This window comes from Caulifigura coniformis, assembly GCF_007745175.1.
GTDB classification, from domain to species: Bacteria; Planctomycetota; Planctomycetia; order Planctomycetales; family Planctomycetaceae; genus Caulifigura; species Caulifigura coniformis.
Map to the genome: position 1 here is coordinate 1,416,364 of NZ_CP036271.1, position 24,790 is coordinate 1,441,153.

General features: G+C 64.6%; 19 protein-coding genes and 1 pseudogene. 11 read left to right on the plus strand and 9 right to left on the minus strand.

The genetic code is table 11. From position 1 onward, the window contains the following. Positions 1-97: 97 nt before the first annotated feature. On the minus strand, positions 98-1,501 hold the full coding sequence (locus Pan44_RS05645; protein ID WP_145028103.1) for a hypothetical protein: 1,404 nt from the start codon (positions 1,499-1,501) through the stop codon (positions 98-100). A gap of 221 nt (positions 1,502-1,722) precedes the next feature. On the opposite strand from Pan44_RS05645, the gene Pan44_RS05650 reads away from it, so the two are divergent. Next, entirely contained in the window at positions 1,723-3,765 is a 2,043-nt protein-coding gene (locus tag Pan44_RS05650) for a sigma 54-interacting transcriptional regulator (RefSeq protein WP_197453887.1), read from the plus strand. 8 nt (positions 3,766-3,773) lie between these two features. Here Pan44_RS05650 and Pan44_RS05655 read toward each other — a convergent pair whose 3' ends face one another. Together Pan44_RS05655 and recJ are read right to left on the minus strand one after the other, a co-directional pair. Then, positions 3,774-3,983 (minus strand): hypothetical protein, encoded by a 210-nt coding sequence (locus Pan44_RS05655; protein WP_145028108.1) that lies wholly within the window; start codon positions 3,981-3,983, stop codon positions 3,774-3,776. Between the two features lie 43 nt (positions 3,984-4,026). After that, positions 4,027-5,799, minus strand: a complete 1,773-nt coding sequence (recJ, locus tag Pan44_RS05660) for a single-stranded-DNA-specific exonuclease RecJ (protein ID WP_145028110.1) — start codon at positions 5,797-5,799, stop codon at positions 4,027-4,029. Positions 5,800-6,052: 253 nt separating this feature from the next. On the opposite strand from recJ, the gene Pan44_RS05665 reads away from it, so the two are divergent. The 4 genes from Pan44_RS05665 (at position 6,053) to Pan44_RS05680 (ending at position 12,321) form a co-directional block, all read left to right on the plus strand. Beyond that, positions 6,053-6,511, plus strand: coding sequence for a hypothetical protein (locus tag Pan44_RS05665; RefSeq protein WP_145028112.1), 459 nt, complete (start codon positions 6,053-6,055; stop codon positions 6,509-6,511). Between the two features lie 202 nt (positions 6,512-6,713). After that, positions 6,714-7,835, plus strand: a complete 1,122-nt coding sequence (locus tag Pan44_RS05670) for a formylglycine-generating enzyme family protein (RefSeq protein ID WP_145028114.1) — start codon at positions 6,714-6,716, stop codon at positions 7,833-7,835. Positions 7,836-8,272: 437 nt separating this feature from the next. Continuing rightward, the gene (locus Pan44_RS05675) at positions 8,273-10,780 is read left to right on the plus strand and encodes a VWA domain-containing protein (RefSeq protein WP_197453888.1); all 2,508 of its coding nucleotides are present in this window, start codon (positions 8,273-8,275) and stop codon (positions 10,778-10,780) included. Between the two features lie 110 nt (positions 10,781-10,890). Beyond that, positions 10,891-12,321, plus strand: coding sequence for a hypothetical protein (locus Pan44_RS05680; protein WP_145028118.1), 1,431 nt, complete (start codon positions 10,891-10,893; stop codon positions 12,319-12,321). 298 nt (positions 12,322-12,619) lie between these two features. On the opposite strand, the gene xerD is transcribed toward Pan44_RS05680, so the two are convergent. Next, positions 12,620-13,567, minus strand: coding sequence for a site-specific tyrosine recombinase XerD (gene xerD / locus Pan44_RS05685; RefSeq protein WP_145028120.1), 948 nt, complete (start codon positions 13,565-13,567; stop codon positions 12,620-12,622). 346 nt (positions 13,568-13,913) lie between these two features. Here xerD and Pan44_RS05690 point away from each other — a divergent pair, with 346 nt between their 5' ends. The 5 genes from Pan44_RS05690 (at position 13,914) to Pan44_RS05710 (ending at position 18,442) form a co-directional block, all read left to right on the plus strand. Then, entirely contained in the window at positions 13,914-14,753 is an 840-nt protein-coding gene (locus tag Pan44_RS05690; RefSeq protein WP_145028122.1) for a CDP-alcohol phosphatidyltransferase family protein, read from the plus strand. Continuing rightward, on the plus strand, positions 14,753-15,358 hold the full coding sequence (locus tag Pan44_RS05695) for a riboflavin synthase (RefSeq protein ID WP_145028124.1): 606 nt from the start codon (positions 14,753-14,755) through the stop codon (positions 15,356-15,358). The genes Pan44_RS05690 and Pan44_RS05695 overlap by 1 nt, the downstream gene beginning before the upstream one ends. Positions 15,359-15,610: 252 nt before the next feature. After that, entirely contained in the window at positions 15,611-15,802 is a 192-nt protein-coding gene (locus Pan44_RS05700; RefSeq protein ID WP_145028126.1) for a carbon storage regulator, read from the plus strand. Between the two features lie 910 nt (positions 15,803-16,712). Next, positions 16,713-17,792, plus strand: coding sequence for a 3-isopropylmalate dehydrogenase (leuB, locus tag Pan44_RS05705; RefSeq protein WP_145028128.1), 1,080 nt, complete (start codon positions 16,713-16,715; stop codon positions 17,790-17,792). A gap of 89 nt (positions 17,793-17,881) precedes the next feature. Next, a complete protein-coding gene (locus tag Pan44_RS05710) occupies positions 17,882-18,442 on the plus strand; it encodes a hypothetical protein (RefSeq protein WP_145028130.1) in 561 nt (186 codons plus the stop codon). Between the two features lie 2 nt (positions 18,443-18,444). Here Pan44_RS05710 and miaA read toward each other — a convergent pair whose 3' ends face one another. Then, positions 18,445-19,392, minus strand: a complete 948-nt coding sequence (gene miaA / locus Pan44_RS05715; protein WP_145028132.1) for a tRNA (adenosine(37)-N6)-dimethylallyltransferase MiaA — start codon at positions 19,390-19,392, stop codon at positions 18,445-18,447. An 8-nt stretch (positions 19,393-19,400) separates the two neighbouring features. Then, on the minus strand, positions 19,401-20,225 hold the full coding sequence (locus Pan44_RS05720; RefSeq protein WP_231754233.1) for a uracil-DNA glycosylase: 825 nt from the start codon (positions 20,223-20,225) through the stop codon (positions 19,401-19,403). A 224-nt stretch (positions 20,226-20,449) separates the two neighbouring features. Between Pan44_RS05720 and Pan44_RS05725 the strand changes: the two genes are divergently transcribed. After that, on the plus strand, positions 20,450-22,636 hold the full coding sequence (locus Pan44_RS05725) for a M3 family metallopeptidase (RefSeq protein ID WP_145028136.1): 2,187 nt from the start codon (positions 20,450-20,452) through the stop codon (positions 22,634-22,636). Between the two features lie 256 nt (positions 22,637-22,892). Here the strand turns inward: Pan44_RS05725 and Pan44_RS05730 are convergent, their stop codons facing one another. From Pan44_RS05730 to Pan44_RS28070, 3 genes and pseudogenes are all read right to left on the minus strand, one after another. Further along, the gene (locus tag Pan44_RS05730; RefSeq protein WP_145028138.1) at positions 22,893-23,267 is read right to left on the minus strand and encodes a carboxypeptidase-like regulatory domain-containing protein; all 375 of its coding nucleotides are present in this window, start codon (positions 23,265-23,267) and stop codon (positions 22,893-22,895) included. 249 nt (positions 23,268-23,516) lie between these two features. After that, the gene (locus Pan44_RS05735; protein ID WP_315861128.1) at positions 23,517-24,239 is read right to left on the minus strand and encodes a DUF1559 family PulG-like putative transporter; all 723 of its coding nucleotides are present in this window, start codon (positions 24,237-24,239) and stop codon (positions 23,517-23,519) included. A gap of 31 nt (positions 24,240-24,270) precedes the next feature. Then, positions 24,271-24,465: pseudogene (locus Pan44_RS28070) on the minus strand (DUF1559 family PulG-like putative transporter); the annotation flags it as partial. Positions 24,466-24,790: the final 325 nt, after the last annotated feature.

The window sequence follows — 24,790 nt, forward strand, 5'->3', positions numbered from 1 at the left end:
CCCGGGCTGGTCGTGAAACGAGGCGGGGCCGGTCGATTCGACGCGGCCCCACTCCCGAATGTCACCTGCCAACCGACGTGGCGGCCCCGAAGCGGCGTTACTGCGGCGGCGGGGCGCCGGGAAGTTCCTCGACCGCCGGCGCGAGGGGCGGCGGGCCGAGCGGCGACAGCGCCGCGAGTTCCGGCTTCCACGCCGTCTGGTCATCGAGGGAGGCGTCGTTCACCTTTACGTATTCGAAGCGGTGAATCGTCTCACGAGAGCCGGAAGGATCGACGAGCCGGGTCGCGGTCGTTCGATAGGTCTTCGGATCGAGCATCACGCTCAGCTGTTTGATGTGCCTTCGGTCCTGGGAGGTCCGCGGAACGCCCTCGAGGTGAATCTGCGTGTCGCTGTTTTCCTCGACGCTCCATTCAAACCGGTTGAGCATCTTTTCGGCCCGCAGGTCGACAACGGCGGGAAGCGCCTTCTGCGGCCCGGCCAGCACCTGCCAGATCACGTCCCACGAGCCGACCGTCTGGATGTTTTCGCTCATCCGCTTCGGAATCGGCAGTGTGTCGTAGGTCTTTTCGCGTTCGTCGACAATCGTGACATTCTCGCCGCTCCACCAGTAGAGCTGCGGCTTGGCAGCCGCGACGGCCATCTTGCCGCCGGTGGCTGTGGAAGGTCCTTCCGCGCGCTCGACGACCGGGGCCCCTTTCAGCGTGTAGAGCCCCTTGTTCGGCGCCACGTAGATGAACTTGCCGACACCGCGGGTTTCGACTTCGAACACGGAATCGCGATCGAACCGCTTGAAGTTGATCTCGACCGATTTCAGCGCCATCGTGGCCTGTTCCCAGCGGGACAGGACCTCGAGGACCGCCGGCGTGGCGGCCGCATCGAGTTCGGCATTGAGCATGCTCGCCGAAGCTTGTTCGACCCCGTCCCCTTCGCTGCGACTCAGGAAGCCGCCGCGAAACATCCGGGGGCTGTCCACTTCGTCCATCGGGTAGAGCTTCGACACGGCCTCGCGCGGCAGATCGGGACCGGCGCCCAGCCAGGTGACGAGCCGGGGACTGTGGAACTCGGTGTCGAGAACCACGTCAAAGGCGAGCATGGCGCCGGCCTGTTCGGGGGACGCGAGAGGGGGCATCACCCGCGCCGAAGCGGAGGAGGCCTGGGACGCCAGCGGGCTGGTCGCCAGGGCATCGTGCGAGCGGGGAGTCGCCCGCAGCCGCACTTCCCCTTCGCGCTCTTCGATCACGCTCCAGCGGAACGCCGTTTCCAGCCCGGCCTGTTCGACCGGGCCGAAGAACGCCGCCATGTATTTGAGGACCGAGTCCGGATATTCGTCGCCGTAGCGATCGGTGTACTGGTCGAGATCCGCTTCACGGACGGTCTTCGACAGGCTGGCCCAGCGGGTCAGGTATTTCGTGGGGGAGGGCGGCGCAGGCTCGTTCGCGAGCGTGCCCCAGGCGAGGCCGAAGGCGGATGCGAATCCAATCGCGGAAGCGGTCCAGCGCATGTGTTCGTCCCTGAACGTAGTGTTCCGCGCCGGTCGATGGCTTCGCCGGCGACGGAATGCCGCAGTTTGCGGCGGCGGACTCTATCCAACCCGCCCCGACTGCGGAAAGACCGACTTTTGCCCCGGCACAGCACCGTTTTGGAGACGTCCCTCGACCGGCCCGACGCCCCCGGAAATAATCAACCGCCATGGAATCCAATGAACTCACCCGGGTTGACACCGTGTCTCCGGTCGTCAACTACCTTGTCGTCCAGCGCGGACCGGCCCGGCTCGAAGTCGTCGACCTCATTCCCGGCACCCGGCTGACGATCGGTCGCAGTCCGGGAAACCGCATCGTCATCCCCGACCCCAAATGCAGCCGGCAGCACTGCGAGATCTACGGCCGTGAGAACCGGTGGTTCCTCCGCGACCTCGACAGCCGGAACGGCGTCGTCGTTGACGGGCAGCGCATCTCGTCCGACTGGGAACTCGAACTGGGCCAGACGATTTCCCTTGGAACCTGCCAGCTCGTTCTGACCGACGTTCATCCCGACCTAGCGACGTCGAACTCCATCACCCCCAGCGATCCGTACGCCATCATCGAGCGCAAGGCCGGAACGCAGTTCGATCGCCCTCGCCGCGTCGCGCAGGAAGGCCCCGGCGCATCGGACCTGTTCCAGCTCGCCCGCGCCATGAACGCGGCGGTCGATACCGTCGCTCTGGCCGACTGTGTCCTGGAAGGCGTGATGAAAGGGACGAACTCCGATGTCGGGGGCATCCTGCTGTTCCCCAGCATGGCGGGAGGAACCGACTCGTCCGCACTCCGGCTGATCTCCGCCCGCGGCGGGGAGAATACGGGGTTTTCCAAGTACCTGTCCGACATCGTGCTGCACGACTGCGAAGCGATTCTCGCGCACGACATCGCCGAGAACTCGCTGCTCATGGCGCGCGACAGCATCACCAGCCTCGCCGCCCGCAGCGCCATCTGCGCCCCGGTGCGCCACAAGGGCGTGGTCGTCGGACTGATTCACCTGTACGTGACTGCCGAAGGGCGGGCGCTCGATGCCGACTGCCTCGAGTTCACTCTCGCCGTGGCCGATCAGTTTGCGAGCGTCCTCGAGGCGGTCCGCGAACGCGAGCAGTTGGCCGTCGGGCTGTCGCGCGTCGAAAGCCAGTTTCAGGAACTGCGGCAGCAGCTGGCGGTGGAAACCGAACTCGTCGGCCGCAGTCCGCTGCTCGACAAGGTGCGGAACGCGATCGCCCGCGTCGCGCCAACCGATGCCACGGTCATGATCCGCGGGGAAAGCGGCGTCGGAAAAGAACTGGTCGCCCGGGCCGTGCACTTCAACAGCGCCCGCAAGACGGGGCCGTTCGTGTGCGTCAACTGCGCGGCGCTGACGGAAACCCTTCTCGAAAGCGAGCTGTTCGGACACGAGAAAGGGGCCTTCACCGGAGCGAGCGCCCAGAAGGCAGGGAAGTTCGAACAGGCCCACATGGGGACGATCTTCCTCGACGAAGTCGGAGAGATGTCGCCCGATATTCAGTCGAAGTTCCTTCGGGTTCTCGAAGGCAACCCGTTCGAACGGGTCGGCGGCGACAAGGCCATCAACGTGGATGTCCGCGTCGTCACGGCGACGAACCGCAATCTCGAGATGGCCGTGCGCGAAGGAAAGTTCCGGCAGGACCTCTTCTTCCGCCTGCAGGTGATCGAGGTGGTGGCCCCGCCGCTCCGCGAGCATCCGGAGGACATCCCCGCGATTACGCAGCACTTCCTTGAGCGGTTCGGGCGGAAGTCACGGGTTCGCGTGAAGGGACTGAACCGCGAGGCGATGGAACTGCTGAAACGGCATCCCTGGCCGGGCAATGTGCGCGAGCTTCGCAACGTGATTGAGCGTGCGGTGATCCTCACCGATCACGAAGTGCTCACACCGGCCGACATCACCCTCAGCCACATCGAGGCAAATCTCCAGAGCCCGCTGCCCGGAGAGACGCAGGCCCGACCGGCGACGCCCCGTTCGGACACCGTGACCGAGCGGCCGACGGAACCCGGCCCGCGATCCGCCTCGCCGGCGCCGCCCCCCATCGATCCGAACCGGATCTGGTTCGACCTCGCCGAAGAAGGGGCCACGCTCGACGAGATCGACAAGCTCTACATCCACGCCGTGCTCGAGCACTGCAAATGGAACAAGTCGAACGCGGCCCGACTGCTGGATATCGAGCGGACGACGCTCGACCGCCGGCTGAAGCGCTACGGGTTAGAACGGCCGTCGCGAGACGAGGAGTAACTAGGCGGCTATTCCGGCGGATCAGATCGAGACAATAAGTGGCCAGTGGCGAGCAGGCCCATGAAGAGTGTTAGATAGATTCCACTGCTGACGACAAAGGCCATAAATCCGCGGTGATAGGTGATGATCGCAGTGAAGATAAGCCACACACTGAACAGTTCGCCAAATGCCATCTCGCTGAACACACGGCTCACGATGGCTAAGATTTTGGTACGCACAACTGCTCCACAATCGTGGCAGGCACAGCTGAAGTAGGTCGAACTAGGCGCTCACCGCGGGTGCGACTGCCTTGTCCGCCGGCTTCCAGTCCACCAGGTGCAGTTCCACCGTTTCAAACCCACGGAACTCATTCATCTGAGGCTGGAAGCAGAGGGAGATCGGAGAGTCGCCGGCGGCGGCGATTTCGTCGGCCCATTCCGCCCGGCCGAACGCCACGGCCCGCAGCACCTTGCCGTTCTGACGCACCCGCAGCGACAGGTGGCGTTCTCCGCCGCCGAACTTCTTGGGTGGTTCCACAAGGTCGAGCCGGTTGATCGCAAACACCGGCCGGCGATGTTCGGCTCCATACGGGCCCAGGCGATCGAGTTCGCGAACGGCCCGTGGAGTGAGGTCGGCCAGCGTGACTTCGGCATCCACGTCCAGCGCCGGTTCCTCGACCCCCTCGACGAAGTAATCGATCGCGACCGACGCCAGCTTCTCGCGAAACGCATCGACATTCGACTTCGCCAGGCGCACCCCCGCGGCAAAGCTGTGGCCGCCGAAGCCTTCCAGGAGTTCGGCACAGGCGCCGAGGGCCGCGTGGAGGTCGAAGCCACCGAACGACCGGCCCGACCCGTGGGCCGTGCCGGCGGCCTCATTCACCTTCAACATGATCGTCGGCCGGGTGAAGTGTTCGGCGATCCGGTTGGCGACGATCCCCATTACGCCCGCGTGCCAGTCGGTGCTCGGCAGGACGAGCGCCGGATGCGACAGCCACTGCTCGTTCGCTTCGACGAGTTCCTTCGCCTGCTTGAACATCCGCCGTTCGACGGTCTGGCGGTCCTTGTTGAGTTGGTCGATATAGGCCGTGAGCTGGGCCGCCCGTGAGCGGTCTTCGGTCGTCAGCAGTTCCACGGCGAGCCGTGCCTGGCCGAGACGGCCTGCGGCATTCAGTCGGGGCCCGATGGCGAACCCAATGTCCTCCGCCGTCAGCGACTTCTTCTCATGCAGCTCGCAGATCTTCAACAGCATCTCGAGACCGACGGTCGGCCGTTCGAGCATTGCCTGCAGTCCGTAGGCGACGAGAACCCGGTTCTCGCCACGCAGGGGAACGACGTCGGCCACGGTTCCCATCGCGGCCATTCCGACGGCCTGCATCAGGAACTCGCGCAGCCGCGGCGGCGCCTTGCCGTCCGTTCCCATCCGCTGGCAAATCGCCCACGCCAGCTTGAAGGCCACTCCCGCGCCGCACAGTTCGGGGAACGGGTACTCGCTCCCCGGACGTCGCGGATGAACCACCGTCGCCGCGCACGGCAGCGAATCGGTCATGTGGTGGTGGTCGGTGACGATCAGCTCGAGGTTCAGCTCTTTCGCGAGGCCCGCTTCCAGCAGGCTGCAGATGCCGCAGTCGACCGTCACCACCAGCCGCGTCGGATCCTCCGCGGAGAGTTTCCGCACCGCTTCGAGGTTCAGCCCGTAGCCTTCCTCGAACCGGCAGGGGATGTAGTAGTCGACCTTCGCGCCGGCCAGCTTCAGGCAGCGATAAAGGATGCTGGTCGCCGTCACGCCGTCGACGTCGTAGTCGCCGTAGATGGTGATCCGCCGGCCGGCGTTCATCGCCGCGAGGATCCTGTCGGCCGCCTCACTTGCGCCGGGGAGCAGGTTCGGGTCGTGCAGATCGACGAGCCGCGTCTGCAGGAAAAGCGTCGCGTCCGCTTTCGTGAGCAGGCCGCGGGCGGCCAGCACCTGGGCCAGCAGCGGAGAGCAGTCGAGGTCACGGCTCAGCCGTCCGATGACGGCCGAATCATGCAAGGCAAACGTCCAGTTTCGGGGCATTCGTCACTGGTCCGGAACGGACCGCATTCATCAGAGAGGACACTCCTTCGTCCGGCCCAAATCGCCCATGCGATCAACGACCAGCGAAACCCGACCCATTGTCACGTCGAAAGACGGATTCCGCCACCATGGGGAACGCCGCGCCGCTCTTTGATCGCCGCTCCTTGAGTCTCGCCTCGCCCTCCGGGTATCGTGACTGAACCCGTCATCGGAGGCCGCAGCCTGCGGCCGTTCACAGCCCCTTGAGGACATCATGCGTCACTGGCGATCAGCGTTGGCCTACACCGGAGTTCTCACCCTCGGTTACCTCGCCGGCGCCTCGGGGGTGTCTCCCTTCCGTCCCGCGGCCGCCCAGGACAAGGCCCTGTCCAAGCCCAATGCAAAGCTCTCCGCCGCGATCATCGCACTCAGCGAGGCGGCCGATTCGCAGAAGACCGACGGGAACTACGAAGCGATCACCCAGGGGGTGAATTCGTTCCTGGTCCTTTCAGGGGGCGGCAACGCCCGGGCCGATCTCGAAAGCGGCAGCGGCGTCGACCCGGAAACCTATGGCGCGCTCTACGCCGGGCAGGCCATTCCCGAACTGGCCGACCAGATCACCAAGGACGACAACGGACGGCTGACCTTCAACGGCCAGGTCATCCAGATGTACTCAAAGAGCAAGCTGCAGAGGGTTTACGCGAACCGTCTGAAGCTCGCCGGGACGCGCTGAAACTCGCGCCTTATGCAGGCGGCTGGAAGTGCCGTTCCGTCGAGTCGACCGGGCGATCCGGCCGGGTGACAGGACGGCGTCTGAACGTCTTGTCGACGGAGTCCGGGGTTGGGAAGCCGGATTGCGGCAACGCTGTCGCACCGGCCCCTGCGGGGGGCCGGTTGTCGCTTGTATTTTGTCCCGACTTGCGCCGGAAAGTCTTATGAACCGCTTGCTGACTTCTCCTTGCATCAGCTGGCTGATGCCCGCGATGCTCGCCGCTCTTTGTGGGGCTGCCCCTGCCGTTTCGACGGCGGACGACAGTGTGGCCCCTGGGACGGCGAAATGGGCCGACCTGGGCCAGCAGACGACGCTCGAAGTCGTCTATCTCCCGCCCGGCAATTTCGTGGCGGGGAGCACGGCGGAAGAGAAGCAATGGGCGGTGGGACAAGATGGCGGCGCTCTCTTTTCCTCGGGTGGCGGCGCTCGAGAGGCTTTTGAAGGCGACCCCCGGCCGATGCGGGTGAAGGAGGGTTTCTGGATGGGCCGCACGGAGGTCACCGTGGGGCAGTTTCGCCGCTTCATCGAAGAATCCAAATACGTGACCGACGCTGAAAAGCCCGGCGGGAAGACGATGGTGTTTGACAGCGACTGGAAACCGAACATCACGAACTCGGGAAAGCCACCGCATCCCTGGGTGGACCGAACGGACAAAAGCTGGAGGGATCCCAACCACGGCGTGCCCGAACAGGCAGACTTCCCGGTCGTCTGCGTCAGTTACAACGACATGAACGCGTTTTGCGAATGGCTCACCAAACGGGAGAAAGCGGCCGATCGATTGCCGGACGGTCTGGTTTACCGATTGCCCACCGAAGCGGAGTGGGACTACGCCTGTCGCGGCGGCCGTACCGACAGCAGCTACTTCTGGTGGGGCAGCAATCTCGACGATGCGAAAGGGCGGTTGAACATTTCGGGTCTGGACCTGCTTCCCGGCAAAGACTACGCCTGGCCCGGTGCGAAGCTCCCCTGGCTCGACGGTTATGCGATGGTCTCGCCCGTTGATCACTACGGCGCGCAGGGCCGCAACGGGTTCGGGTTGGCGGACATGTGCGGCGGCGTGTGGGAATTCGTCATCGATGATTTCGATCCCAAAGGCGGTCACGAAGAGGTGTTTTACGAAGACCCGGAAAAACGCACGGTTTCTCACCCGGTTTGCCGCGGCGGGAACTATTACGACGTGCCGGGCAACGCGCGGTGTGCCGTTCGATTAGGAATCGCTTCGGTGACCTACTCCGATTCCCGAGATGGCTTCCGCATCTGCCTGGCACGGCCGGTGGTGAAGTAAATCAGGCGGTGCCTGGCCGTTTGTTCGGTTGACGATCCAGGTGCGTCTCCGGCCGGCACAGCAATGAGAAACCCCTTCGCCCCCGCCGGAGGGCCTGTTTCTGAGAATCGTCGAACGGGTCGGATTTGAACGGTTCTCGACGTTTGCGCGGCTCTCCCCGGCGTGGCATGAGCGTTACAGCCCGACGTTTCGGAATCCCCAACGGCCGATCCCCCGTCTCTGGCAGAGACTGCGCCTTTTGACAGGGTTTTTCTTTTCGGCCGTCCGAAACCGTAGATACAATGCGGTCTTGAGGGTGGAGTGCGCGACGCGTCCCGTTCGGGGCATCCCCGCAACCCTCCTCAGGTCTGAATTCCTGTCGAACGCGAATGACACTCGCTCCGCGCCGCGGAACGCCTGTCACTTCGCACATACTTCCGGTCACGTTGGGGATCGTCATGCGTTTTGCTTCACGCAGGGCACGGTGGATGGCAGCCGCGGCTGCTGCCGTTGGACTGGGTCAATTCTCAGGCGTGGCTCTCGCCAGTGACGCTCCGTCGACGCTGGTCCGGAGCTATACCGCCCCCAACGGAGAGACCTATCTTTCCGTTTCGCTTCGCGCCGAGAATCTCCCGGCCGAACCGGTCCCGCATGACCACGTGGTCCTCGTCGACACGTCGGCCAGCCAGGTCGGCGAGCATCGCCGCCACGCTCTCGCCGTGGTCGACCAGTTCCTCGCCGCCCTGCCCGCCAGTGATCGCGTGTCGGTGGTGGCGATCGATGTCGGCTCCGCCCCGATGACGAAAGGCTTCGTGACGCCCTCCCAGGCGGCCGCCGAAGCCGTCTCCGGCCTCAAGAAACGCGTCCCCGCCGGGGCCACGAACCTCCAGGCCGCCCTCACCTCCGCACTCCAGCAGTTCGACCGCACCCGCCCGGGCTCGATCGTCGTCATCGGCGACGGCATGAGCATCGCGCATCTCCTCCAGCCGGCGGAGTTGAACTCGCTCACCTCGGCCATGAAGGACGCCCGCGTCGCCGTCCACAGCTACGCCGTCGGCTCGAAGACCGACATGCAGCTGCTCGGAATCCTCGCCACGCAGACCGGCGGTGTCGTGAAGATCGACAACGGCCAGACGACGCCCGACGTCGTCGGCCGCGAACTCGCCACGGCCGCCACGCTCCCCGTCTTCTACCCCGAAGCGCTGCAGGTCAACTGGACCGGCGCCGAGGTGCAGCCGTCGCAGGCTCTCCCGATGCGGGCCGACCGCTCGACGGTCTACCTCGCCCGCGGCCGCGTCGCCCCGGATGCAACCCTGACCGTCTCCGGCGGCCAGTCGAAGTATTCCTGGTCGGTCAGCCAGCCGCAGATGACGCAGGGCACGACCGTCCTGGGACATCTCTGGCACAGCACCAACGAACTCGGCGGAGACCTCCTCCCCCTCGCCGGCGATGAACTCGTCGCTTACGCGCAGGACATGCAGGTCGCCCGCGTCGAATCCCTCGAAGCACAAGGGACGGCCGCAATGAAGGCCGGCCGCAAAGAGGTCGCCCAGAACATCGGCCGCACCCTGAACTCGATCGAGCCGGGCAACGTCCGGGCCGTCGTGTTTCAGCAGGCGGGCGAGCAGGATCCTGCTCCCCTCCCGTCTCCTCCCCCGGCCGCCGCGGACGACCTTTCCCCGCGTGAACTCCCCTCGGGTCGCGGCCTGATCGCCGATGTCGAAGCTCGCCGCGCGGCCCTCGCCGGCCGGTTGCAGCGTGAACTGGAAGTCGCGATCCAGGCGGCCCGCTCGGAAGTCACCCTCGACCCGGCCGCCGCCCAGGCGCGCCTGGAAGCGGAACTCGCCTCCCTGAAGGCCGCGACCGAAATCGACCGCGAAGCCCAGGACCGCCTGATCCGCACCGCCAATGGCGCCCTGCAGGACATCAAGGCCCGGCGCGCCACGCTCGAAACCGCCCAGGCCTCCCGTCAGCGGGCCGCCGCCGAACGTCGCGCAGCCCAGCAGCTCGAAAACCGCCTCGCCGCCGACGAACGGAACCTGAAGAACCTCGTTGACCAGGTTCGCGCCGCGATGAACGACGGCTTCCATGGCGACTCGGCCGCCTTCGAAGAGGCCGAAGCCATCGGACGCATCATCTACAGCCGCAACCCCGGCAGCGCGATGGGCACGGCCACGGTGTTCGAACCCGAAGCCGCCGGCGCGCTCGACAAGTCGTCACGCCTGCGGGCCCTGCGGTCGGACAAGTTCCTCGCGATGCTCCACCAGGTCGAGCTGTCGCACGTGCCGTTCCCGGACGAGCCGCCGATCAACTATCCGCCGGCAGAAGTCTGGCAGTACATCACGCAGCTCCGCCAGAAGTGGAAGTCGGTCGACCTCCACAAGAACAGCCCGAACGAAGAGCGGATCTACAAGGCCCTCGATCAGACGGTCGATTTCCAGTTCACCGGCCAGACCCTGCAGGAAGTGATCAACTACCTGTCGACCGAGCACAACATCACGATTCGGCTCGACAATACGGAACTCACCAACGCCGGCGTCGGTCCCGACCAGGAAATCCAGCTGGTCATCAGCGGCATCACGCTGCGGGCAGCTCTCAAGCTGATGCTCGAAGACGTCGGCGGCACTGAGCTCGCCTACATCATCGAAGACGAAGTGATGAAGATCACCACCCGCGAAAAGGCCGACACGATCCAGCAGGTTCGCGTCTACCCGGTGGCTGACCTCGCCATCTCCCCGATCGTTCAGCCAATGATCGCCCAGAGCATTGCCGGCTCGGCCGGTGGTGGCCAGGGCGGCCTGGGCGGCATCGGTGGCGGCGGCGGCATGGGCGGCGGTATGGGCGGCATGGGTGGCGGCGGCATGGGTGGTATGGGCGGCGGCGGCATGGGTGGTATGGGAGGCGGCGGCGGCGGGTTCTTCTCCGTCCCCAATCCCGAAGCCGCTCCGCTGAAAAAAAAACAGTAGGCCCTGAAACGAATAGGAAGTCTGCGGGCTTTGCGCAGACTTTTCGTTCTCCGGAGCCTTGGATCTCACGAGAAGGCCGACCTCACTCTTCTGAGGCCGGCCTTCTTGCATTGGCCGAACCGGGCCAGAAGGCCCCGCCGGTCAACACCACGACGCCTCTTGCCGCGCCGAAGCCGCAGCCCGCGCCCGCGTCCCCACGCCCGCGGGCGCCCGAGCCGGCGGCGGCGACGTTCAAGTTTCCCCCCGTCGATGCCCCCGACCTCGATGCGGCCTGGGACGATTTCTTCGCGAACAATACCCCGCCGGTTTCCGTCGTCGGCGGACACATGCTCAAGCTGCACGGCGCCGGACATCACAAGCAGGTCGTCGCCGCGCTCCGCGCCGCGCTCATCAACGGGCAGGCCCAGCCGTGGATGTATGAAGCACTTGCCGGCAGCATGGCGATCGAGAAGTTTCCCCAGGAGGAGATCGAGCGGGTTCTCCTGTCGATGACCGACTTCGGCCAGGCGGACTTCGCCTCAATGCTCTACTCCGCCGCGTATCTCGTGCGATTTGATCGGCTCGATACGGCCCTCAAGATGTATCGCCAGGCGTCGCGGATGCAGCCGGAGCGCCCGGAGCCTTACCTTCTCAGCGTCGAACACGCCGCCCTGTTCAAGAACCCCGATGACGTGATCTGGGCCGCGTGCGGGGTCCTGAGATACGACTGGACCGCGGAGCGGGCGACCAATATCCAGACGGCCCGCAGCGCCCTCGCGAACCTGGAACGCGATCTCGCCAAGGCCGGCAATCAGCCCGCGATCGACTCCCTTCGGACGGCCGTCGCCGAAGCCCAGGCGATCGACGTCGAAATCGAAGTCGTCTGGAGCGGCGACAGCGATATCGACCTCGAGGTCGAGGAGCCGTCCGGAACCGTATGCTCCATCACCCAGCCGCAGACCGCCGCCGGCGGCAACCACCTCGGCGACGGCTACGGTCCGCGGCCACAGGACTGCCGGGAAACGTATGTCTGCCCGTCTGGCTTCGCCGGCGAGTATCGGATCCGCCTGAAGCACGCCCGCGGGAACGTAATCGGCCGCCGCGCCACCGTTACGATGACGACGCATAAGGGAACGTCCGCCGAGTCGCGGCAGACGAAGACAATTGTCTTCGAAGACGGTCAGGGCGCGACCTCGGTCCGCCTCGACCGCGGACGCCGCGAACTGCCCCGCACCGTGCAGGAAAACCGCCCGGCCGGCCAGCCGGTGACGCGTCGCCCCGGCGCGAAGTCCGGACGCCGCGATCCCAACGTCGTCCCCGCTTCGGGGCAGGCGAATCCGGCCGGGGCCATCATCGGGGCGATCGGCTTCCAGCCAAACGTCCAGGTGATCAGCGAAGGCGTGACTCTCGGAGCGTCGGCCTTGATCTCTCCGGACCGCCGGTATGTGAGAATGGGGATCAGCCCCACGTTCTCGAACATCACCGATGTCTTCACGTTCAGCGTCTTCGGCGGCGTTCCGGCCGGCGGCCCCAACAACAACCAGGGTCCTCAAAACCGCTGAGACCACCCGCACCCCGGCTGCTCCAAAGCAGCCGGGGTGCTTCGCATTTGCACTGCTCCCCGTCAGCCCGCAGGGCCGGCGGAGCCGGCCGCCCCCCATGGAAGGTCGTCCCCTCGTCTCCCCTCACACCTCAAATGAGTGGACGGCGCTCGGGTGAACGGACATTCGCCGATACGGTCGCGGCCAGGCGTCACGGCCTTTTCTCGGGTCCCCTGCGCGGAGGGCGTCTCAGCCGGTTGACGCCGACGGGACGCCACCCTCGATGAAATGGCGAGACGATCTGAAACGGCCCGCGCCCCTACCCACGCGGATGGCACTTCGCGTGGATCGATTTCAGCCGGCTGTGCTCGACGTGCGTATACACCTGCGTCGTGCGGATGCTCGCGTGCCCCAGCATCTCCTGCAGGGCGCGAATCTCCGCGCCGCCGGCCAGCATGTGCGTGGCGAAACTGTGACGCAGCGTGTGCGGACTCACCTTGTCGGCACAGCCGGCCCGCGTCGCATACTTCTTCACGAGCTTCCAGATCATGATCCGCGTCAACGCCTTGCCCGCGCGCGTCACGAACAGCGCATCCTGGTCGCGGCCGCGGACCATCACGGTCCGCTCGCCGGCGATGTACGCCTCGAGGGCCGAGACCGCGACCGGGTTCAGGTTCACGATCCGTTCCTTGTTCCCTTTTCCGCGGCAGTGGGCGATGGAGTCGGCCAGGCGCACGGATTTGATCGTCAGGTTGCTGACTTCCGAAGCACGGCAGCCCGTCGCATACAGGACCGCCAGGAGTGCCCGATCGCGGAGCGGATAGGCATCCGCACGCGTCGGAGCCGCCAGCAGCTTGTCGACCGTTTCCGGACTCAGGACGGTCGGCAGATATTCCCACAGCTTCGGCGACGACATGAGGTCGACCGCGCTCTGGGTCAGCACTCCCTCGAGAACCAGGTACCGGAAGAACATCTTCAGCGCGACCAACCTGCGGGCGATCGTCGACGCCGAGAGATTCCGCTCGTGCAGCGCCTGCAGGTAATCGCCAAGCAGCGGCAGGTCGACAGCCTGCACCGACTGGATCCGCCGGCTGCTCGACCACTCCGTGAACTGCCGGAGGTCGTTCCGGTAGGCGGCGATGGTGTTGGCCGACATTCCGCACTCGGCCGCCAGGTATTGCAGAAATGACTCCACATGCGTCGCCGGACTGAGCGCGACCAGGTTCGACTGGGCGGCGGGTCCGGGAGGTCGACGACGAGGAGGCATGGGATCCGCAGCAACAGGCCGGAATGCAGACAAAAACCTGCTCCTGTTATCGACCCCCGGGCAACAACCACCCGACCCTCATTTCCAGGCCACCTCCCCCGCCCGCAAGTCAGCCCATCGGCAAACCCGAAGACCACCGCCCCGCGTGCCAAAGCTCCGTGAGCCGTACAAACGTCACAACCCGCCCTGCCTTCCTTCACTTCCTTTCCTTCTGTTCCCTCTTGAAACCAACCACCCGACGAACGCCCCCCGTCATCACCCCCGCTCTCCCTTCCTCCTGTCCAACCGCAAACCGCGTCCCCGCGCCCAGTACCACATTTACGCCACCTGCTTATGATGTGGTTCTATGCCAGCCCCCAAGCTGATCGCTGTTCTCCCCACGCTCCTCACCCTCGGCAATGCCGTCTGCGGATTCGGAGCGATTACGTTCGCGGCGAAACTCGGGCCCGCGGGCCCCGCCCAACTGGCGAACGACTCCGTGCCGGTGATCTGCGCGATCCTGGTGTTCGGCGCGATGCTGTTCGACATGCTGGATGGCAGCGCGGCGCGGCTCACCCGCCAGACGAGCGAACTCGGCGCGCAGCTCGACAGCCTGTGCGACGCGATCAGCTTCGGCGTGGCGCCGGCGTTCCTCATGCTGCAGTTCGTCACGCGCCATCTCTCGGGCGGGTGGTCGTTTCCCGCACGACTCCTCTGGACCATCGCCGTCCTCTACGTGCTCTGCGCCGTGCTGCGGCTGGCGCGATTCAATGTCGAAACTGATGAGGACGATTCGCACGACGGCTTCAGCGGGCTTCCCTCCCCGGCGGCCGCGGGAACCGTGGTTGCATTTCCATTCGCGATGGGCGAACTCGTCCGGTGGTCGAACAGCGGAAATGACACCGCGCGGGCGCTGGCCGAATGGCTGATCCCAGCCGTCCGAACGGTGCTCCCCCTCGTCACGCTGGCGGTTGCTGTGCTGATGGTCTCCCGCATCCGCTATGCTCACTTCTTCAACCAGATGCTGCGCGGCCCCAGAAGCCGCCGGCATGTGATCCAGCTGGTGTTCGCGGCGGCCGTCATCTTCTGGATGCACGAGCTCGCGTTCCCGCTGATCTTCTGCTGGTTCGCATTCACACCGCCGGTCGTGGCCGGCTGGCGCGAGCTGACCCGTCGCTACTGGCCCAGGCGAGCGGAGCAGACCTGATGTTCACCGGACTCGTCGAAGGGCTGGGAACGGTCCGCGGTTCCCTGCCCGCCGGCTCTGGCCAGCGGCTTGTGATCGAGCCACCGGCCGAACTGCTGGCCGGCGGGCTGCCCCAACTGGGCGACAGCATCGCCGTCAACGGCTGCTGCCTGACGATCGTCGATCTCGGTGGGGGACAGTGGTCGTTCGACGTCGGCGAAGAATCACTGAATCGGACGAACCTGGGCGAATTGACGCCGGGCGACGTCGTCAATCTGGAGCGGGCCCTCGCGGTTGGTCAGCGGCTCGGCGGGCATTTCGTCCAGGGGCACATCGATGGTCGCGGGACCGTGGCGTCGATCGAGCCGGATGGCGAATGGATCACGATGCGGTTCCGGCTGCCGGCGGCGCTGGGGCGCTACCTTGTCGAGAAGGGCTCCATCGCGATCGATGGCGTGAGCCTGACAGTCGTCGAGGCTCTTCCAGAGGAGTTCAGCGTCATGCTGATTCCCCACACGCTGGCAGCCACCACGCTCGGGCGGCGGAAGGTTGGGGACACGGTCAACCTGGAGGTCGACCTCCTCGCCAAGTATGTCGAGCGGCTGCTCGCCGGCCGAACTGCCTGAAGGGCAACAACTTCTGTCGCGCAACCACTCTTGGTGCCCGCCCGCGATCTCTTGTGATCGCCAGATTCTTGAGCGCGAAATCGCAATTTTTCTGAAACGTCCTAACCCGATTTCCGTCTCTCCCTTAGGCGGCTGCGCCCCGGTATTGGCACGGCCCGCAGGTTCACTGAACACTTGACCACAATGGGTGGATTTGTACACTGCGGCCGTCTCAAATGAATGACGGCATGGGTGTCTCAGGGAGGAGTCGAAATGCTGGTGCTTGGTCGGAAAGTCGAAGAGGCGATTCTGCTCGACGGGGGTCGAATCCGGATCTCGATCCTGGAAGTGCATGGCGGGCGGGTGAAGCTCGGAATTGAAGCCCCCCGCGAGGTCAATGTGCAGCGCGAAGGAGCCGGCTTTCACGAGCGTGTCCCCGCCTGCTCCACCTTCGACCGCGGCTAATCTCTCAAGCCCAGTCCGGCTCTCAAGCCCGGTCCGGCCCTGAAGCCCAGTCCGGATACGGCCACACCAGCCGACCACCCGGTCTCCCCGCGAGCCATCGCGCCCACCGCACCTCAACTGAGCGCCCGGCGCTGGCCGCCCGGACATTCAACCTGCCCTCCGCGCTGGCGAAAACGTCCCGGCTCGATGTCAGTATCTCGCTGCGGCATGCGACGCAACCAACGTCTCAACGGAAGGTGACGGCCCAGAGCCCCTTCAGGCAGGCGAAGACTCTGCCCGATGCGCAACCCCTCCCGTCAGGGTGGAGAGTTCGTTCTTTGGCAACGCAAACAGGGGATGATCAGCCCCGCGAGAGGAGGTGAAAGACCACTCCAAAGTTCGTCACACATGTCACAGGTCCAGAACTCCAATGTTTCAGACGTTTTCTTGCTGTCACAGGTCGTCACAGCTCGTCACACGTCTCCCCCGGGGGGACGCCCCCATGACTCCCCCGCTCTGCCACGTCACCGGGCCCCTCCCCCGCGCAACCTCCCGCGCAGGGTGGAGGGAACAATGCACACACACCGCCATCCCGTCACTCGCCATCACCGCTGGCCATCCGGCACCACTGGTTCGCCGGCCACGGGCGTATCCCGTGCCCCACTCAAGTTTTGCAGGGAGGAACGGCATCTTGCACGAACGGCCCCCCGGCCCCGTTCATCTTGCCTCGAATGCTCCCGGACACCCCCCCGCTGCCCCCTCGCGGCATTGGTGAGACGGCCTGACGCTGATAATCTCTCCGTTTTGACGCTCCGCGCCCCCGGTTTCCGAGGCGCCGCGGACGCAGGACCCGTCTCGGGCGATCCCGCACCGGCAGCCGCCGTTTGCCTCGTCGCCGCCTCCACCGCTGACGCTGCGCTGAAAGTTTCCCATGAACGCTTCAATTGTCCTTCTCCCCGGCGATGGAATCGGCCCGGAAGTCACTGCGGAAGCCGAGAAGGTGCTCAGGCACGTCGCCGCCCGCTGGCATCACCAGTTCCACTTCGAAACTCACCTCATGGGCGGGTGCGCGATCGACGCCGAAGGCGATCCCCTCCCGGCCGCATCGCTGGCCGCCTGCAAGAACGCCAACGCCATCCTGCTCGGCGCCGTCGGCGGGCCGAAGTGGGACGACCCGAAGGCCAAGACCCGCCCCGAGGCCGGACTGCTGCGGCTGCGCAAGGAACTCAACCTCTTTGCCAACCTCCGCCCCGTGAAACCGCACGACTGCATGCTCGATGCGTCGCCGCTGAAGCGCGAGATCGTCGCCGGAACCGACATCCTGTTCTTCCGGGAACTGACCGGCGGCCTGTACTTCGGCGAATCGGGACTCCGCGGACTCTCGGACGGAAGCGAAATCGCCTTCAACACGATGTCCTACTCGACCGGCGAAATCGAACGCGTCGTCCGCCTCGCCGCCCAGGCCGCGATGAAGCGCCGGAAGAAACTGACGATGGTCGACAAAGCCAACGTCCTCGAGGTCTCGCGACTGTGGCGGCGCGTCAGCGAACGCATCGTCAAAGCCGAGTTCCCCGAATTGGCCTATGAGGTGGTCCTCGTCGACGCGATGGCAATGCACCTCATCTCCCGTCCGTCGGCATTCGACGTGATCGTCACGGAGAACCTGTTCGGCGACATCCTGACCGACGAAGGGGCCATGCTTCCTGGTTCGCTCGGTCTGCTCCCGTCGGCGTCCATCGGCAGCGATGGCCCGGGCCTGTACGAACCGATCCACGGCTCGGCGCCCGACATCGCCGGTAAGGGAATCGCGAATCCGCTGGCGACGATCCTCGCCGCCGCGATGCTGCTCCGGCACTCGCTGAACCTCGAAACCGAAGCGGCGGCGATCGAAGCGGCCGTCGACAAGGTGCTCCAGAGCGGCGCCCGCACCCGCGATATCGCGGCCAGGGGAGCGACCGCCATCACGACCGGCGAAATGGGACAGAAGGTCCTGGAAGCGCTGGCCATCTGATCGTTGTGGTATGCTGTCGGCGAACGGGCGGCCCGAGCGGGCTGCCCTGCCAGCTCCGAATGTACGACCGGAATCCGCAGGACTGACCAATGCCAAGCCTTCTGAGGGCAGCCGCCCTGTTCACGACCGCCATCGTTTGCGCTGTCGCCGTGGCCGAAGACACCAGCGAGGTCGTGGTCGAGAAAATCAAGTTCTCGATTCCGAAGTCATGGGAGAAGCAGGAAGTCACCAACTCGCTGCGGCTGGCGCAGTTCAAGATTCCGGCGGCGGCCGGAGACTCGGAAGCGGGCGAACTGGTCATCTCCGGACCGTTCGGTGGCACGGCCGAGGCCAATATTTCCCGCTGGGTTTCCCAGTTCGATCCGGCCGGTCGGATGGTCAAGATGACGAAAGGGACTTCACCTCAGGGGGACTACATCTTCGCCGAGATCAGCGGGACCTACAACAAGCCGGATGGCCCGCCGATTCTCCGAAAGACGATCGCCGCCCCGGGATACCGGATGCAGGGCGTGATGATGACCCTGAAGGGAGGCGGCAATTACTTCTTCAAGCTGACCGGCCCCGACAAGACGGTGGCCGCACAGGGCGAGGCGTTCCGAGCCTCGTTCGGCGGCAAGACGGCCGACGAATCGGAATACAAGCTCGATTAGCCCTACTCGGCGAGCCCGAGCTCCAGGATTCTCCCGGCGAGTTCCGCTGACGATTCCCGGCCCGTGATCTCCACGGGCCGCGCTTCAATCAGGTTGCGGAACCAGGTTTCCTGGCGCTTGGCGAACTGCCGCGTGCGGGTCTTCACCTGCACAATGCATTCGGCGCGTGTTAATCGTCCGTCGAGGTACTCGACCACTTCCTTGTAGCCCAGCGCCTGCGAAGAAGTCCGGCCCAGTCCTCCCGGACGTTCCACGAGCCGCCGGACCTCATCGACGAGGCCCGCTTCGAACATCCGATCCACGCGGCGATTGATCCGCTCATGCAACCACGCCCGTGGCGGGGCCAGCCAGAACACCCGCCGCGGGCGCTCCCCCTCCGGCAGCGGCCCCTCCGCCAGCTGCGAGGAAGCGGCCACACCCGTGAGTTCAAAAATCTCGAGCGCCCGAATCACCCGCCGGACATCCTGCGGATGCAGCCTCTTCGCCGAGGCCTGATCGACTTCCGACAGCCGGGCGTGCAGCGCTTCAGGCGAGTGCTGCTGAATGAACTGTTCGAGCCGCGCCCGGATCGCGAGGTCCGCGGAGGGGCCTTCGAAGACTCCGCGAAGCAGGCTTCGCAGGTACAGCCCCGTTCCGCCGACGAATAGCGGAACCTTCCCCCTGGAGAGGATGTCCTCACAGGTTCGCTGCGAGGCCGTGACATACTCAGCCACGCTGAAGTCGACGCACGGATCGACAAGGTCGATCAGGTGATGCGGAACGGCGGCCTGCTCGTCCGAGGTCGGCTTGGCCGTACCGATATCCATGCCGCGGTAGATGGCCATCGAATCGAGCGACAGCACTTCGGCGTTCAGGCGCCTGGCCAGTTCGATGGCGGCGGCTGTCTTGCCGCAGGCGGTCGCCCCGGCCAGAAACCAGCACCGTCGAAGGACGTCGGGAGGAACACGCATGGAGGGCCTCACGCCTTCGGAGGCGTCACTCCCATGTCGGCCATCAGCAGCTGCATGTCTTCCCAAACCGGCTTCTTCGCTTCCGGGTTTCGCAGCAGATACGAGGGATGGTAGGTGCAGAGCACTTTCGCCCGACCGTGCTGATACCAGTTCCGCCGCATCTTCCCGATGGTGTCCGTCTCGCCAAGCAGGTTCTGGGCGGCAGAGGTTCCCCAGCAGACGATGTAGTCGGGATCGACAATCTCGATCTGGCCGTCGAGATACTCACGGCAGTTGGCGGCCTCCTGCGGAAGCGGAGTGCGGTTCCCCGGCGGACGGCAGCGGAGGATGTTGCAGATGTAGAGGTCTTCGCGTTGCCAGCCGCAGGCGGCGATGATCTTGTTGAGAAGCTGTCCGGCCCGTCCGACGAACGGCTCGCCCTGCGCATCCTCATCGGCGCCTGGTGCCTCGCCGATGAACATCACTTTCGCCTCGGGATTGCCGACGCCGAAGACCGTCTGCGTTCTTGTCGTCGCCAGCTCGTGGCAGCGTGTGCAGCCTTTGACGCAAGTGTCGAGCAGCTGAAGTGCCTTCTCGCGCGCGGCCCTTCCCTGTGGACGCCGTCCCTTCTTCACTTCCACCTCACTCTCAACGGTGTCGACCGGTTGGGCCGAGACCTCGACTTTATTCCTGGCCAGCGGCGATTCACCGACCGGCGTTCCGGCCGCAGCCGGCTCGTCGACGGCAACTTCACGAGGCCCGGAACTCTCTTCCCGAAAGACATGTGTCAGCCCTGCCGCCTGCCAGTCCTGGAGGAGCAATCGGACGGCCCGTGGGGAACGCGAAGCGGTCATGCGGCGAAGTGTAACAGGACGGAACCTGCCGGAAAGCGGGCGGCGCCGGGGAGAACTCACCTGTCTGCCCATTGAGCAGCACGAGAGGCCCTGCATTGCAACGCATCGGCACGACCAGTCGTTGTACTCCACAGAGACGGGGCCCTACCCTGCGTGCACCGGGCGTCACACCAAACAGGCCTGGGTGTTTCTGTGTTGCTTTCCTGACCGAAGGGAGTCTGTCGATGAGAACTTTGCGCCAGCCACGGAACGGTTCGCAGCGGGCAGGGCGGTTTACGATGGCCGTCGCCGGGGCTTGTTTCGCCATCTGCGTGACGACAGGGGCGCCGCGTCTCGCAGCCGATGCGTCGGGGAAATCCGCGGCGCTGCCGCCCGACAATCCGTTTGCAGTCGTCAGCGGCCTCCCATTTCAGACTCCCCCCTTCGACAAGTTCAAGAACGAGCACTTCAAGCCGGCGTTCCTGGCAGGGATGAAGGAACAACTCGACGAAATGAAGGCCATCGCCGGCCAGAAGGCCGAGCCGACGTTCGAGAACACGATCGTCGCCATCGAGAAATCAGGATCGCTGCTGACGCGCGTCGCCGCGGTCTTCGACAGTCTCACCTCGGCCCACAAGAACAGCGGCCTGCAGGACATCGAAACCGAACTCGCCCCCGTCCGGACGGCCCATGCGGACAACATCCTGCTCAACCGGCCGCTGTTCCAGCGCGTCGAGAAGCTGTGGCAGAACAAGGACTCGTTGGGGCTGACTGAAGAACAGTCGGAACTTCTGAAAGAGCACTACGAGCGTTTCCTGCGGGCCGGGGCGAAGCTGACGGACGAACAGCAGGGACGGATCCGCTCCATCAATGAACAGCTGTCAAAGCTCGAAACGAAGTTCGAGGAAAACCTGCTGGCGATCACTAAGGAACGGGCCGTCGTCGTCGACACGGCCGCCGAACTTGATGGCATGACGCCCGCGGAGATCGCCGCCGCGGCCGATGCGGCCAAAGAACGCGGCCTGGAAGGCAAATACCTCCTGCAGATCCAGAACACGACGCGTGTTCCCATCCTCACGTCGCTGAACAACCGGGCCGTGCGGCAACGCGTCTGGGAGGCATCGGCCTACCGCGGACTCGGTCGCAACGGCGGGGTCGACAACAGGGCCGTGGTCCTCGAGATCGCACAACTCCGCGCCGAGAAGGCGGCCGCGCTGGGATACGCGAATCACGCCGCGTACAAGCTGCAGAGCCAACTTGCGCGAACGCCCGAAAAGGCTCGCAAGCTGCTGACCGACCTCGTCCCCGGAGTGATGGAGAAGGTGAAGGAAGAAGCCCGTGACCTGGAGGCGATGATCAGGGAGTCGGGCGAGACGCACAAACTTGCGCCGTGGGACTGGGAGTACTACTCCGAGAAGGTCGGCAAGAAGCGGTTCGATGTCGATGAAGCCCAGGTCAAACCGTACTTCAAGCTCGACACCGTCCTGAAGGACGGCGTGTTCTTCACGATGAACAAGCTCTACGGAATCTCGTTCCGCGAGCGGACCGACCTCCCCGTCTACCAGAAGGAAGTGCGGGTCTTCGATGTCCTCGACAAGGATGGATCGCAGATCGGCCTGTTCTACGCCGACTATTTCAAACGCGACACCAAGCGCGGCGGCGCCTGGATGACCAACTTCGTGGAACAGTCGAAACTGCTGAACCAGAAGCCCGTGGTTGTGAACTGCCTGAACATTCCGCTGCCGGCCGAAGGGGAACCGCCGCTCATCAGCTTTGACAACGTGACGACCCTGTTCCACGAAATGGGGCATGGAGTCCACGGCCTGTTTTCAGACGTGACCTATCCGACGGTCGCCGGGGCGAACACGCCGCGTGACTTTGTCGAGTTCCCGTCGACGTTCGAGGAGGACTGGGCCATCCAGCCGGAGATCCTGGCCAACTACGCGAAGCACTATCAGACCGGCGAACCGATCCAGAAGGAGCTTCTCGACAAGGTCATCAGGTCGAAGAAGCACAACAAGGGATTCGAGACTCTCGAATACCTGTCGGCCGCGCTGCTCGACCTGGAGTGGCATTCGCTGACGAGCGACCAGATCCCGGACGACGTGGAAGCGTTCGAGGCAGAAGTGCTGAAGAAGGCCGGCGTTGATCATCCTGCCGTCCCGCCGCGCTACAAGTCCGCCTATTTCGCCCATATCTGGGGAGGCGGTTACTCGGCCGGGTACTACGCCTACCTCGCCAGCGAAGTCCTCGCGGCCGACGCCTTCGCCCACATGATGGAGCATGGTGGCTGCACGGCGCAGAACGGCGAATCGTTCCGCAGGGAGATCCTGAGCCGGGGCTCGAGCCGCGATCCCATGAAGTCGTACAAGGCGTTCCGGGGGAAGGAACCGACGGTCGATGCGCTCCTGATCCGGAGGGGCCTGAAGTAAGTCGGGTTCTGCTTATTTATCCGCCGCCGGCGTTCCTCCTGTGAGGGCCGCCGTTTTTTTTGTGGATCGATCCGGGACGATGATCGCCCAAACAGCGGAACCTCTTGCTGCGATTGATTACGTTGCTGAATCGCGCGAGTCCGCCCTGCTGGTCGCCACGGGGTGGTCTTGCGCTGGATCTATGTTAAGCCGTTAGAGTGGCCGCTCCCGGAACACCGGTCCTTCGCCGTCGCGACTCAACACGACATCCAATGAATTATTGCGACCGAAGGTCAAAGTTGAGGACGTTTGCACCCTGCCCGACTTCGGCCGTGAGGTCCGTCTTGCGGTTGTATCTGGGGGGAACCGTCTCCTTGCGTCCGGCCTCGGGGTCGCCTGTCGAGATCAGCACTTTGGCCGTCCCGACGAGAGCCCCTTTGTCCTCGGCTGAATAGTCGAGCTCATAACGGCCCGTCTCATCCGTCGCCCCACCGGCCGCACGACCGCCTCGACTCGGAACGAACTGAACAAATGCATTGCTCAGTGGTTTCCCATCCAGGGTGACCGTGCCGGTCACCGACGCGAGTTCGACTTCAGGCCGCCCGCAGCCGACCAGACACACCGCAGCAATCATCACCACCATCCGGTTCATCGGACCATCCGTTTATCTGGCAAGGAAGAACAGACATCTCCCGGTTCCCCAGTCGCGACGCGACAAGTCACGGCAGCAGGCCCAGGGAACTCGAAGACGAGTCAAGACGCGGGCCAGCGGAGAGAACATCCGACCCTGTCAAATCAGCGACGCTTTGCGAAGAGTTCACCACCGGTCCCCAGGGGCGCCAGACTGATTGACCTGGTGAGTGAATCCGGCGCGTCCACCAGGCAATTCCGATCAGCAATCTCAGAACTCGCCAAGCACCTGACCATCGTTCATGCCGAACAGACGATCGAGGGTCGAGTCGACGAGCCCCGTGCCGCCGGACCATCCATTCTGGTCCATATTCTCGCTCAGAAAGCGGACGGCCCCATCGGCGAGCACGACATGCGCCCCGCCGCTGTGGTTGCTCGACAACCCGCGGCGGTAGTAGTCGGTGGAGTTGCCGTAGACATTGCGAGGCGGATTCATGTCTCCGAAGGCCGTCGTCATGATACTCACATAGCCCCCGGCCTCCGGTGGAGTATACGTCGTCCGGAGGACAACGGATCCGTACATCCCCCACACCAACCCTGCCGAATAGTCCACTGATCTCGCCTTCCAGGCGCGTTCTCCAAGAGCGATCGTGTTGCTGGTTCCGTCCGTCAGGTCACGGAAACGTGTCGCGACGTTCTGACGAAACATTCCGTTGTTGGTGGAGCTGACAGCACCGGGGTCACCGAGCGGCGCCCGGAACGCCCAGCTGCCATTCGATGCCAGATAGTTCGAGGTCGCCGTCTCGTACAGCGCATGAACAAGATAGAAGTTGTTCCGCGGCGGGCCGACATCCGATGCACAGCGGAACGCGGCCATCGGCGCCTGGACGATCGGGAGCAGCGAGGGATCAGTCACAACGGCCGTGAAGTTCTTCCGACCGATATCAAGCGTGTTATACGCGGCAGACTGCTCGATATAGGGAGGCCCAGTTATTGGACCCGGTGCCGGTGAGCTGAATGGTCACGCCCAGCGGAAACGCTGAGTGTGCATCGTGGTAGTTATGCAGGGCCAGCCCAAGCTGTTTGAGATTGTTCTTGCACTGGGTGCGCCGCGCGGCCTCTCGGGCTTGTTGTACAGCCGGCAGAAGAAGAGCAATCAGGATCGCAATAATCGCAATGACGACAAGCAGTTCGATCAACGTGAAGCCGCGACGATTCATCCGACGCTCCCGTGAGAAAGACTTCGCGAGTCAGGACGAACGCATCCTGTCTGCACGCGACACACTGATCGCAGCGGCCTGAGTGAGGGTGATTTTCACGATACGGACCACACCAGTCTCAATAAGCCAGCGCCGATCCACTCGATGACGAGCAACGTCCCCCGATTGATCTCAGACAACCGCGCTGCGAGGCGTCATCCAGTGCAAACCCGTGTCAGCGATCCTATGCCCCCGAAAATCGCGACACAATGTGCGGGTGCGCAATCACCGGCGCAGATTGCGCAGCCTCGTCGACCTTCCCTGCGCAGCGATGGATTCACGGCGA